Annotated in this window: 13 protein-coding genes; 6 read left to right on the top strand and 7 right to left on the bottom strand. The window is 31.7% G+C overall.

What is annotated here, in order from left to right; genetic code table 11:
* On the bottom strand, positions 1 to 444 hold the full coding sequence (locus tag M3P09_RS13605) for an Lrp/AsnC family transcriptional regulator (RefSeq protein ID WP_249973555.1): 444 nt from the start codon (positions 442 to 444) through the stop codon (positions 1 to 3).
* A gap of 134 nt (positions 445 to 578) precedes the next feature.
* On the opposite strand from M3P09_RS13605, the gene M3P09_RS13600 reads away from it, so the two are divergent.
* The gene (locus M3P09_RS13600; protein WP_249973554.1) at positions 579 to 2018 is read left to right on the top strand and encodes a pyridoxal phosphate-dependent decarboxylase family protein; all 1440 of its coding nucleotides are present in this window, start codon (positions 579 to 581) and stop codon (positions 2016 to 2018) included.
* Between the two features lie 12 nt (positions 2019 to 2030).
* Positions 2031 to 2549, top strand: coding sequence for a DinB family protein (locus M3P09_RS13595; protein ID WP_249973553.1), 519 nt, complete (start codon positions 2031 to 2033; stop codon positions 2547 to 2549).
* Positions 2550 to 2557: 8 nt separating this feature from the next.
* Here the strand turns inward: M3P09_RS13595 and M3P09_RS13590 are convergent, their stop codons facing one another.
* Complete coding sequence (locus tag M3P09_RS13590) at positions 2558 to 3763, bottom strand: multidrug effflux MFS transporter (RefSeq protein ID WP_099564079.1); 1206 nt, start codon at positions 3761 to 3763, stop codon at positions 2558 to 2560.
* A gap of 94 nt (positions 3764 to 3857) precedes the next feature.
* On the opposite strand from M3P09_RS13590, the gene M3P09_RS13585 reads away from it, so the two are divergent.
* The 4 genes from M3P09_RS13585 (at position 3858) to M3P09_RS13570 (ending at position 6877) form a co-directional block, all read left to right on the top strand.
* A complete protein-coding gene (locus M3P09_RS13585; RefSeq protein ID WP_099564080.1) occupies positions 3858 to 4304 on the top strand; it encodes a DinB family protein in 447 nt (148 codons plus the stop codon).
* A gap of 71 nt (positions 4305 to 4375) precedes the next feature.
* Positions 4376 to 4984, top strand: coding sequence for a DEAD/DEAH box helicase (locus M3P09_RS13580; protein ID WP_249973552.1), 609 nt, complete (start codon positions 4376 to 4378; stop codon positions 4982 to 4984).
* 84 nt (positions 4985 to 5068) lie between these two features.
* Positions 5069 to 6157: an amidohydrolase family protein gene (locus M3P09_RS13575; protein WP_249973551.1), complete on the top strand. Its 1089-nt coding sequence runs from the start codon at positions 5069 to 5071 to the stop codon at positions 6155 to 6157.
* An 87-nt stretch (positions 6158 to 6244) separates the two neighbouring features.
* Positions 6245 to 6877, top strand: coding sequence for a Frag1/DRAM/Sfk1 family protein (locus M3P09_RS13570; RefSeq protein ID WP_249973550.1), 633 nt, complete (start codon positions 6245 to 6247; stop codon positions 6875 to 6877).
* A 2-nt stretch (positions 6878 to 6879) separates the two neighbouring features.
* On the opposite strand, the gene M3P09_RS13565 is transcribed toward M3P09_RS13570, so the two are convergent.
* The 5 genes from M3P09_RS13565 to M3P09_RS13545 form a co-directional block, all read right to left on the bottom strand.
* Positions 6880 to 8430: an acyl-CoA carboxylase subunit beta gene (locus M3P09_RS13565; RefSeq protein ID WP_099564085.1), complete on the bottom strand. Its 1551-nt coding sequence runs from the start codon at positions 8428 to 8430 to the stop codon at positions 6880 to 6882.
* Between the two features lie 55 nt (positions 8431 to 8485).
* Positions 8486 to 9925 (bottom strand): acetyl-CoA carboxylase biotin carboxylase subunit, encoded by a 1440-nt coding sequence (accC, locus tag M3P09_RS13560; RefSeq protein WP_249973549.1) that lies wholly within the window; start codon positions 9923 to 9925, stop codon positions 8486 to 8488.
* A 3-nt stretch (positions 9926 to 9928) separates the two neighbouring features.
* On the bottom strand, positions 9929 to 10414 hold the full coding sequence (locus tag M3P09_RS13555) for an acyl-CoA carboxylase biotin carboxyl carrier protein subunit (protein WP_249973548.1): 486 nt from the start codon (positions 10412 to 10414) through the stop codon (positions 9929 to 9931).
* Between the two features lie 135 nt (positions 10415 to 10549).
* On the bottom strand, positions 10550 to 11224 hold the full coding sequence (locus M3P09_RS13550; protein WP_249973547.1) for a PrsW family intramembrane metalloprotease: 675 nt from the start codon (positions 11222 to 11224) through the stop codon (positions 10550 to 10552).
* A gap of 64 nt (positions 11225 to 11288) precedes the next feature.
* Positions 11289 to 11843 carry an NUDIX hydrolase gene (locus M3P09_RS13545; protein WP_249973546.1) on the bottom strand — a complete coding sequence of 185 codons (555 nt, stop codon included), beginning with the start codon at positions 11841 to 11843 and terminating at the stop codon, positions 11289 to 11291.
* Positions 11844 to 11846 lie beyond the last annotated feature (3 nt).

Below are 11846 nucleotides of genomic sequence, written 5' to 3'. Positions count from 1 at the left end.
TTAAAAATCCGAGTTATAAACGCGCCTGTCAACTACAGCAGAAAGAATTAAAGAGGTTGTTAATTCCCCAAAATGAGATAGTGTACTATTCAGTTCTTCTAAATGTTTTGTATTTCTAACATTAGCTTTCATCATTAAACAATCATTACCAGTTAATTTGTAGCATTCGGTTATTTCTGGTTTTGTTTTTATGAATTCGTGAAATTTTTCAACTTGTCCGAAACGGATTTTTGCAGATATGAATACACCCATTGGATAACCAATAGCTTCCATTCCTAATTTTACTTCATAGCGATTAATAATGCCAGCATCTTCCATTTTTTGAATTCGTTCAGCTACCGAAGGAGAAGAGAGTCCTACTTTTTTCGATAGTTCAGTTAAAGGCATTCTTGCATTTAGTTGTAATTGTTCTAATATTAGCCAATTTGTTTTATCAATATTCATAATTAAGGTTATTTAAATAAAATACATTCAAAAATAAGGCATTAATTTGATTATTCAAAATATATTAATTTTTTATAATGTTTTTGTTATCTAATTTTGGAATAGAAAAAATGTTCAATTTAAAACCTTGTATTATGATATTCGATTTAGAAACTAAACAACGTAAAGAAATCTGGAATTATCTATCTGAAAAACTAGAATCTTACTATGCTAATACTGAAATTATTGATGTTGTTAATAATGAAAATAGAGCTGAAGTTCTAAAAACTATTGATGCTGATTTTAACACAGCTAGGTCGACAGAAGAAGCTATAGATAAAGTAGTAAAAGGACTTAAGCAACATGCTGTGCACACACCTCACCCATTATATTATGGTATGTTTAATCCACGTTCTAGTTTTCCATCTATTGTTGCTGATGCTATTACAGCTACATTTAACCCCCAACTAGCAGCATGGGGACATGCACCTTATGCTGTAGAAATAGAACATATGCTTATTCAAGAAATTGGAAAGAAATTTGGATATGAACAACCAAATATTGACGGTGTTTTTACCACAGGCGGTCAAGAAGCAAATTTAACTGCTTTATTAACGGCTTTAAATAATAAATTCTCTGACTATGCTGAAGAAGGATTGCATGCAGTATCGGGTACACCAATTATTTACTGCTCTAAGGCTAGCCATCATGCAACGATTAAAGCTGCGAAAATTTGTGGATTGGGTATAAACTCGGTAAAATATATTGAAGTAGATGATAACCAAAAAATGATTCCGTTTAAACTAGAAAACGAAATTTTAAATGATTTAAGCAAAGGCAAAATTCCTTTAATGATTGTGTCAACTATGGGTACAACTGGAGCAGGAGCTATAGATCCTATCAATGAAATATCGGTTATCGCAAAAAAATATAGTATATGGTTACATGCTGATGCAGCTTATGGCGGAGCAGTGGTATTAACACAAAAGTATAAATATCTTCAAAAAGGTATTGAAAAAGCAGATTCTATAACTTTTGACGCTCATAAATGGTTGTCAGTTCCTATGGCTACAAGTATGTTTATAACGAAACATCGAAATATTTTAAGCAAAACCTTTAGTATTACGGCAAACTTTATGCCTCAGGAAGAAGATGATATAAGTAAACTAGGATCATATACACATTCTATACAATGGTCTCGTCGTTTTATAGGACTCAAATTGTACATGCCTCTTTTGGTTTTTGGATGGAAAGGTTTTGATGAAACTATTTCTCATCAAATGAAAATGGGACAACTTTTAAAACGAAAACTAGAAGCTAATAATTGGAAGCTTTATAATAATACAGAACTACCGATAGCTTGTTTTACTGATGTTGAATTTGGGAATGAGCCAGAGTTTTCTACGTATATCTATGAATCTTTTTTAGAAACTGGAGAAGCATGGTTAATAAATTACCCAGTTGGAAATAAATTTACATTACGAGCTTGTATTACTAATTATAACACTACTGAAGCTCACCTAGATAAATTAATAAACTTGCTTAATAAAAAACGAGCTATTTATAAAAAAGAACATAATTTAGTAACTATTTAAATAAAAAAAACTATGACAATAAAAGATTTAAAACAAAGTGAGTTCAATGAATATTATGGTAGATATATTGACAAATTATCAAATAATATAACATTGGTTGATGGCTTTAAAGTTGGAGCAAATAACGTATTACAGTTTTTTCAATCCATTCCATCAGATAAATTAAACTATAAATATGCGGAAGGTAAATGGAACGTTAAAGAGGTTTTTCAGCACTTAATAGATACTGAGCGTATATTTATGCATCGTTGTTTTAGAATAGCACGCCATGACGAAACAGCACTAGCTGGTTATAACCAAAATATATACATTGAGCCTTCGAATGCAGATAATAAAAGTATTGAATCTCTTATTGAAGAATTTAAAATTGTTAGGCAAAATTCTATATTATTATTGCAAAGTTTAAAACAGGATGATTTAGAATTTATAGGTAATGCTAATAATGATGCTATGTCAGCTAGAGCTGCTGCATTTACGGTTATTGGTCACGATATTTGGCATATGGGTGTTATAAAAGAGCTCTATTTGTAAAAATCAATTTAGGCGTTTATAATAGTAACTTTTCTTTTTACTATAATAAACACTATAAATGACAAAATACCAAAAATTGAAAACCCAATAAATAATGGTAGTACCGATGTGGAAACAAAACCACCAATATAGTTTGCAATAGGTACTGCCATTACGGTTGAAACAAATCCGTTTATTGCCGCTCCTATACCAGCTATATGCCCAAGAGGTTGCATAGCTAAAGCTCGTAAGTTTCCAAATAAAAAACCTACTGCAAAAAATTGTAAAGCAAAAAAGGTTAATAATATAGCTATACTCGGATTTTCTCCAGAAGAGAATATAACTACATATAAAATTGATATAATAGCGTAGGCTATACAGGAAACATAAGCAATTTTCATCATGCCATATTTAACTACAAATCTGCTATTTAAAAAGGTAGCTAATCCAACAGAAATAGCTAAACTTGCAAATATATAAGGAAACATATCTGCCAAATTATATTGTTCTTGAAATATTTGTTGCGACGTACTTAAATACACCATAAACGACCCTGTAATAAAGCCAGAAATTAATGTAAATGCTACAGCATCTTTATGTTTAAAAAATTCTTTTGTACCATCAATAAAAAGATGGCTTGTAAATTTAATACGTTTATCTTTTCCTAATGTTTCTGGCTGTCGTAGCCAAAACCAAATCATTATTAAAATACCAAAAACCAAATTAAAATAAAATACTGACTCCCAATTGTAAAGGTTAATTAAAAACTGACCTAAAGCAGGAGCTACTACAGGAACTAAAATAAAAAACATCACAACTATTGATAGTATTTTAGCCATGTAATTGCCACTATAAGAATCTCTTATCATAGATATACTCAAACTTCTGGGAGACGATAATCCAACTCCTTGCAATACTCTACCTAGAATCATCATTTCAAAATTTTTAGTAGTAACGCAAATAATGCTAGCTATTATAAAAACTATAAACCCAATATATACAATAGGTTTTCTTCCAAAGCTGTCAGATAATGGCCCGAAAAGAAGTTGTCCAAACCCTAAGCCTAAAAAAATCATCGTAATTAAAAGTTGATTATTGGCAGGGTTTGTAACCCCCAAAGCACTTCCTATTTCTGGTAAGGCAGGTAATAAGGCGTCTATAGATAAAGCAACAATAGACATTAATGACGCCATTAAAGCTACAAATTCAAATTTGAAAGTGTTGTTATTTTGCATTGGGCAAAAATAAGTTAATTTAACGTCGTAAAAGGTTATTTTATATTAATTTGAAATATTAATATTCTTAAATTTGTTTATCAATTTAAAAGGTATGGGTACAGAAACATTAATAAAAATATTTAAAAGGGATTTAGATAGGTTAAAAGGTGAAATTGAATCTTATAATGATGAAAAAAATCTTTGGGTTTTAAAAGATGGTATTAGCAATTGTGCTGGTAATTTATGTTTGCATTTAGTTGGAAACCTTAACCATTTTATTGGAGCTGAATTTGGGAAATCAGGTTATGTAAGACAAAGAGACTTAGAGTTTTCACTAAAAGATGTACCAAGAACAGAGCTAATAAAGCAAGTAAACGATGTAAAGCTTATTGTTGAGAATACTTTAAAAACTCTAACACATGATGACTTACAAAAAGAATACTCACGTCGCGTTTTTGAAGACAAAATGACCACAGAATTTTTTTTAACACATTTAACAACGCATTTAGCGTACCATCTGGGACAAATAAATTACCATAGACGCTTATTAGATTCTTAAATATTTTTGTTTTTTTCAACTCAACTTTTGATATTTAAAAACTTAACTTTGTTGTTTAAACAAAACCTTTTATGTCTTTTAAAAAATTAATTGAACCATTAGCAGATACTATTAGTAATAAAGGGTTTGAAGAACCTTTACCGCTTCAAAAACAAATCTTATCTAAAATAAAAGGAGGCGCAAGTTTATTTGCAATAGCACCAGATGGAAAAGGTAAAACTACAAGTATTGTAATTAGTGTTATACAGAAACTAAAAACGGCTTTTGAAGATGCCCCACGAGCGTTAATTTTTGTAAAAGACAAACAGGCTGCACAAGATTTAGAAAGGGTGTTTAACGATTTTAAAAGAGGAACAGATTTACGAGTGTATTGTGCATATGATGAGTATGATATTGATTCACAACGGGATGAAATTTATGTAGGAACAGATATTGTAATTGCAACACCAAAGCGGTTGAATAAGTTATTTTACATGAATGGGATTAATTTGAATAAACTGCAAATGTTTATTGTTGAAGATGCCGATTTTTTATTTAGAAATAATAATCTGTCAGAAGTTACCAGAACACCAGAAAGTATTGGTAAATGCCAATACCTTATTTTTGCTTCTAAGTTTGATGCACGTTTTGAGCGTTGGCAAGACTCCTTTATGTATAACGCTCAAGTTGTTAAACTTTAAGCATTTTCGTTAAACCCATCTTAAAGTTTTAGGGCATTCTTAATTTGATGCCTACTTTTATCATTCAACTAAATCATTCCAAAAATGAATTTTAAAAAAATTAGTATTCTGTGCTTAACATTGTCTTTAATTTACAATAGTAATGCACAAGATGTTTCTTTTGAAGATTATAATCCAACATCAACACTTGTAGTACCGGGGAAAGTTATTAAAAAAGCAAAATTCCCATTCATTGATATACATGGGCATCAATACAGAATGCCAACACAAAATTTAACTCCAGTTATTGCAGCAATGGACACCTTGAATATGGGAATTATGGTGAATTTAAGTGGTCGTTCTGGTGAAGATTTACAGAAATCTGTAAAGAATATTGCAGATCATTACCCAAATCGGTTTGTTGTTTTTGCTAATATTAATTTTAATGGAGCAGGGGCAGATGGTTGGATTGAAGAAAAAGTTAATCAGTTAAAAGAAGATGTGAAAAATGGTGCACGAGGACTAAAAGTATATAAAAGCCTGGGTATGTATAATAAAGATGTTAATGGAAATAGATTGGCTATTGATGATGAACGATTAAATCCTATTTGGGAGGCTTGTGGAGATTTAGGAATTCCAGTATTAATTCACTCAGCGGACCCTAAATCTTTTTGGGATGAATTTGATATAGATAACGAACGTTGGTTAGAACTTAAAACACACCCGCGAAGAAAACGTAGTGTAACAGATCCGGCGCCTTGGGAACAAATTATTGCTGAACAACACCATATGTTTAAAAATCACCCGAAAACTATATTTATAAATGCGCATATGGGTTGGTATGCAAATAACTTAGGAAAACTAGGAAAGTTACTTGATGAGATCCCAAATATGAATGTTGGTATTGGAGCTATTATTGCCGAATTGGGTAGACAACCTCGATTTGCAAAAGCTTTTTTTATAAAATATCAAGATAGAATTCTTTTTGGAAAAGATAGTTGGAAGCCAGAAGAATTTCCTACTTATTTTAGAGTTTTAGAAAGTAACGATGAGTATTTTCCATATCACAAAAAATATCACGCATATTGGGCAATGTATGGTTTAGATTTACCAGATGAAGTTCTTAAAAAAGTATATTATAAAAATGCATTACGCATTGTTCCGGGTTTAGATAAAAGTTTATTTCCAAATTAGAACTTATTAAATACTTAGTATGGGTTATTTATTATTGAGATTTAATTGCTTAATTTTAAGAAGATTAATAATTTAAGTTTCAATACCATGCGCTTTAGAATTCAAGAACGATATACAGCAGATGATAGAATATTTTTGATTGTAGAAATTATCATCACTTTTATATGCATGTTTATTCCGCTTATCTTATTTTTAATAGATAAACAAGTAAGACCAAGTATAAGTGCCTACGTAGATATGAAGGATAGCTATATTTTTGGATTATTATTTGGTATTGCAGGAATGACGTTTTTGCTTAATGGTGCTTTATATTTTAAAGTTGAGAATGATGAAAAGAGAAAGCCCCAACTTAAATCAATATCTGTTTTGAATCAATCTATTTATGATAAGAAACGAATTGGGAAATGGTATAATGTGGTTTTTGGCATTTCACTTATTGGAATAGCTGTTTTTCACTATAATAGAAATATATCTGAATACATTCATATAGCTTTTGCTTTAATATTTTTTGTTGGAAGTGCGATAGTTATCTTTTTTATTCATGATCCCGAGGATAAATGGAAAAGTAGAATTTTAGCAATAGTATCTGTTGCATGTTTAGCAATATCATTTTTTACTAATGGAAGCTTTATTTCCTTATTTTGGGCAGAAACTATTGCGCTAATTATTATTGCAATACATTATATATTAGAATCTTATAGAATCTGTTTAGATTTTTAATTTTACAAAGGAATATTTCCATGTTTCCGTTTTGGAGTATCTACTACTTTGTCTTCAAGCATAGAAAACGCTTTTATAAGTTTACGTCGTGTATTTTTAGGTAAAATAACTTCATCTATAAACCCTCGCTGTGCTGCACGATACGGGTTTGCGAATTTTTCGGCGTATTCAGTTTCTTTTTCAGCTAATTTTTCAGCAGGATCATCTGCGGCTGCAATCTCTCTTCTAAATATAATCTCACTAGCTCCTTTAGCTCCCATAACGGCTATTTCTGCTCCTGGCCATGCAAAGTTTAAGTCGGCACCAATATGTTTAGAATTCATAACATCGTAAGCACCGCCATAAGCTTTTCTGGTAATTACCGTAACTCTTGGCACGGTGGCTTCGCTTAGTGCATACAATAGTTTAGCACCATGAACTATAATACCATTCCATTCTTGATCGGTTCCAGGTAAAAACCCTGGTACATCTACTAAAACTAGTAATGGAATATTAAAACAGTCGCAAAAACGTGTAAACCGAGCCGCTTTAGTAGAGCTTTTTACTCCTAATACACCAGCTAAAAATTGAGGCTGATTAGCAATTATTCCAACACTTCGCCCTCCTAAGCGAGCAAATCCAACAATAATATTTTCTGCATAGTCTTTATGAATTTCATAGAAAGAATCTTCATCTATAATGCCAGAGATAACCTCATGCATGTCATAAGGTTTATTTGGATTATCAGGAACTATATCAGATAAAACATCTCTTATTTCATCTTTGAGTTTAAAGTCTAATTTTTCAGTAGTCTCTGTATTATTTTGTGGTAAGTAGCTTAAAAGCTTTTTTAAATCTTCAAGACATTCAATATCATTTGCTGAAGTTTTGTGCGCAACACCAGATTTTGATGCATGGGTGAATGCTCCTCCTAATTCTTCGCTTGTAACTTCTTCGTTGGTAACTGTTTTTACTACATTGGGGCCTGTTACAAACATGTAACTAGTATTTTCTACCATCATTGTAAAATCTGTCATGGCAGGAGAATATACAGCACCGCCTGCACAAGGCCCCATAATAGCTGAGATTTGTGGAATGACTCCAGATGCTTGAACATTTCTATAAAAAATATCGGCATAACCGCCTAAAGACCTCACACCTTCTTGAATACGTGCGCCACCAGAATCGTTTAAACCAATAATTGGAGCTCCAACTTTTACTGCTAAATCCATAATCTTACAAATTTTTTCTGCGTGTGTTTCGGATAATGCTCCACCAAAAACCGTAAAATCTTGAGCGTATACATATACTAATCTACCATTTACAGTACCATAACCAGTAATTACCCCATCACCAAAATAGATTTCTTTTTCCATCCCAAAATCGGTTGTTCTATGAGTTACCAGCATACCAATTTCTTCAAAAGAACCATCATCCATTAAATAATTAACTCGCTCTCTGGCTGTTAATTTTTTCTTTGCATGTTGTTTGTCAATGCGTTTTTGTCCACCTCCTAAATGTGCTAAAGCAATACGTTCATTGAGTTTGTTTAGTTTATTTTCTTTTGAGCTCATATCTTTTTTTGCTAAGTCGCAAAGTTGCGAAGTTTAATGGTTTAATTTTATTAACTTATTTAGGTAATCGTAATAAGCTTTGATCTTTTATATATTGTTTTACAGCAATAAGAGCTGCAATTTTCGCTTCGTTTTCCGTTTCTTTTTGTAAAGCTTCTGGTGAATAATAATCCTTTACAAAATGTGTGTCAAAATTTCCAGAACGGAAAGCATCATGATTACAAACGTATTTCCCAAATGGGAGTGTGGTTTGAACCCCTTCAACATGATAGTTTTCAATGGCTTTTATCATAAGCTGAATGGCTTCATCTCTAGTGTTTCCATAGGTAATTAATTTTGAAAGCATCGGGTCGTAATAAATTGGAATATCCATACCTTCTTCAAAACCATTATCTACACGAATGTTTTTTCCAACCGGGAGTTTATATACATCTAAGTGCCCAACACTTGGTAAGAAACTGTTTAACGGGTCTTCAGCGTAAACACGTAATTCTAAAGCATGTCCGTTAATTTTTAAATCTTCTTGTTTTACTTGAAGTGCTTCACCACGAGCTACTCGAATTTGAAGTTCAACTAAATCTACACCAGAAATTAATTCGGTAACAGGATGTTCTACTTGTAGTCTTGTATTCATTTCTAAAAAGTAGAAATTATGTTCAGCATCTAATAAAAACTCGACAGTTCCAGCGCCTAAATAATCGCAAGATTTTGCAACATTAATAGCCGCTTGACCCATTTTTTCACGTAACTCGGGAGTTAAAACACAAGAAGGAGCTTCTTCAACCACTTTTTGATGACGCCGTTGAATACTGCATTCTCGCTCAAAGAAATGCAATACATTACCATGACTATCTGCCATGACTTGAATTTCTATATGTCGAGGAGAAGTAACATATTTTTCGACAAAAACAGAACCATCGCCAAAAGCAGAAGTAGCTTCACTTATTGCGCGTTTCATTTGTTCTTCAACATCTTTTTCTTGTTCTACAACACGCATGCCTTTACCGCCGCCACCAGCTGCTGCTTTAATAAGAATTGGGAACCCTATCTGTTTTGCAATTTCAACCGCTTCAATTGGGTTTGTAACAGCTCTGTCAACACCAGGAACCATAGGGATATCGTAATCTTTTACAGCGTCTTTAGCGGCAAGTTTGTCGCCCATCATCTTTATGGCTTTTGAACGTGGACCAATAAAAAGGATGTTATTTTTTTCGGCAAGTTCAGCAAAATCTGCATTTTCACTTAAAAAACCATAACCTGGATGAATGGCATCTACCTGCAATTGCTTAGCAACTTTAATAATTTTATCGCCTCTTAAATAGGATTGGCTTGAAGGAGGTTCGCCAATACAAACGGCTTCATCTGCAAATTTTACATGCGGCGCATTTCTATCTGCAGTAGAAAATACTGCTACCGTTTTTATACCCATTTTTTGAGCCGTTTTCATAACTCTAATAGCTATTTCACCTCTGTTTGCAATTAATATTTTTTTCATAGTCTATTGAAATTCAATTAACAACTGATTTTTTTCTACAGCATCACCTTTGTTTACTGAAATAGATTTAATAACACCATCTCTCGGAGATGTAATAATATTTTCCATTTTCATGGCTTCAAGAATTAATAATGTATCATTTTCTTTAACTTCTTGATTAACTTTAATTGCAATATCTAAAATTAAGCCAGGCATAGGGGCCTTTATAGAATCGACATGTTTAGTTGAACCAATTTCAAACCCCATATCTTTAATTAAAAGGTCTAAGTTGTTGAAAATGCTAACGTTATAAGTATTGTTATTAACTTTTACTTTGTACGATTTTGTATTTAAATCTGCATTAACCATTTCAGATTTATAAGATTTGTTTTGCTGAAGAACATGATATTCAGTTTCTGAAACTTGCAAAGCATCTAGAGTAGATAGATCTTCGTCTTTAATTTCAAAATCGAAAGTATTATTTACGTTGGCTTTAAAAATATTACTCATAAGCGTTGTAATTTAGTTCGTAGTAAATATAATTATAATGTACGTGAATTGATTCTTATTTTTATGAATCAATTCTGTTTTGTTTGGTAAAATTATTTAATTATTGAGCAAGAAAACATGAATTTTATCATGTATTTAGGCTTTAAAATGAGAATTATCTTGATGACGTTTTATTGCTTTTCGAGACAGTAACAAACCTATAAAAAGCGATACAAAAGCACCAATCCAAATTCCAGGAACAAAATCTATAAATAAGAAAAAGTCGTAAGCGCCATGAAAAAAAACTGCCAGTAATAATCCGGTTAAGTTTAGTGTTATTCTATTATTAGAGAATTTAGCTTTCCCCATATAGTAGCCCATTAAAATACCAAAAGTTGCATGTGCTGGAACTGCAGTAAATGCTCTAAGTAATGCTGTTTGATAACCGCCTTCTAGTACGTAAAAAATATTTTCGGTTGCAGCAAAACCCATTGATACCATAACGGCGTAAACAATACCGTCAAACGGTTCGTTAAAAGCTTTGTGTTTTTGCGAAAAGTATCTAACAATTACATATTTGCTAAACTCCTCAGTTAATGCAACTACAAAAAAAGCTTTTATAAACTGCTGAAAAATACTAGTATGGTTTGTTAATGGTAAAATCACATCAAAGGCATAATAAAGAATAGTAGTAATTACAATACTTACAATGGCGCCTAATAAAAAGTTGTAAAAAAGTAAACGTTTAGGCTCTTTTTCGTATTTATCTTTAAAATAAATATAAAGTATTATAATAAAAACTGGAGCAATTGCAGTAAGCAGTAAATTCATTTACAAAATGAGCTATATAAAAGCGGTTAACATATTCAGATTAAAAGTAGTTAAAAAAATATAGTTATCTAATTCTTCCTATAATGTTTTGCAAAACAGTTTCGTAATACGATTTATTCGATGCAACAAAATGATTTCCGTTATTGTTGATATTATCAATTAACTGTTTAAAATTATCTGTAGAAACTAGTTTTAAAGCTTCTACCTCTTCAATTTGAGGCGTTAAATCTGAAAGAGTAATTTTTAATTCTGAAATGAAAGTATGATGAAACTCATTGTCAATAATACCATTTTCATAGGTTTGAAAACATTCAAAAATGCCTATTTTATTCAAACCATTTTTAAAAATGGACAACCCAATCTCTTCTTTAGTTTCTCTTATGGCAGCATGAATAATGGTTTCACCAGCATCAACATGTCCAGCTACCGAAACATCCCAAAGGAGCGGACAAATTACTTTCTTTGAAGAGCGTTGTGATAATAAAATATCTCCTTTGTTGGTGTAAAACCAAACATGAGCTGTGTTATGGTAATGTCCTTCTTTATGGATGATTGATTTAGGTACAGATTTACCAGTTGGTTCACCTTGCTTTGTTACTATATCAATAAACTCGTCCATATT

Origin of the sequence: Jejuia spongiicola (genome assembly GCF_023502325.1) — a bacterium.
Taxonomy (GTDB): Bacteria; Bacteroidota; Bacteroidia; order Flavobacteriales; family Flavobacteriaceae; genus Wocania_A; species Wocania_A spongiicola.
The sequence above is the reverse complement of the archived record's forward strand: the minus strand, read 5'-3'. Positions and strand labels throughout refer to the sequence as shown.

Bases quoted from the DNA above. Each gene is read 5' to 3' on its own strand.
- M3P09_RS13555 (WP_249973548.1), bottom strand. From the start codon at position 10,414: ATGAGTAATATTTTTAAAGCCAACGTAAATAATACTTTCGATTTTGAA.
- M3P09_RS13585 (WP_099564080.1), top strand. From the start codon at position 3,858: ATGGGTACAGAAACATTAATAAAAATATTTAAAAGGGATTTAGATAGG.
- M3P09_RS13575 (WP_249973551.1), top strand. From the start codon at position 5,069: ATGAATTTTAAAAAAATTAGTATTCTGTGCTTAACATTGTCTTTAATT.
- M3P09_RS13600 (WP_249973554.1), top strand. From the start codon at position 579: ATGATATTCGATTTAGAAACTAAACAACGTAAAGAAATCTGGAATTAT.
- accC (WP_249973549.1), bottom strand. From the start codon at position 9,925: ATGAAAAAAATATTAATTGCAAACAGAGGTGAAATAGCTATTAGAGTT.
- M3P09_RS13545 (WP_249973546.1), bottom strand. From the start codon at position 11,843: ATGGACGAGTTTATTGATATAGTAACAAAGCAAGGTGAACCAACTGGT.
- M3P09_RS13570 (WP_249973550.1), top strand. From the start codon at position 6,245: ATGCGCTTTAGAATTCAAGAACGATATACAGCAGATGATAGAATATTT.
- M3P09_RS13565 (WP_099564085.1), bottom strand. From the start codon at position 8,430: ATGAGCTCAAAAGAAAATAAACTAAACAAACTCAATGAACGTATTGCT.
- M3P09_RS13605 (WP_249973555.1), bottom strand. From the start codon at position 444: ATGAATATTGATAAAACAAATTGGCTAATATTAGAACAATTACAACTA.
- M3P09_RS13595 (WP_249973553.1), top strand. From the start codon at position 2,031: ATGACAATAAAAGATTTAAAACAAAGTGAGTTCAATGAATATTATGGT.
- M3P09_RS13550 (WP_249973547.1), bottom strand. From the start codon at position 11,224: ATGAATTTACTGCTTACTGCAATTGCTCCAGTTTTTATTATAATACTT.
- M3P09_RS13590 (WP_099564079.1), bottom strand. From the start codon at position 3,763: ATGCAAAATAACAACACTTTCAAATTTGAATTTGTAGCTTTAATGGCG.
- M3P09_RS13580 (WP_249973552.1), top strand. From the start codon at position 4,376: ATGTCTTTTAAAAAATTAATTGAACCATTAGCAGATACTATTAGTAAT.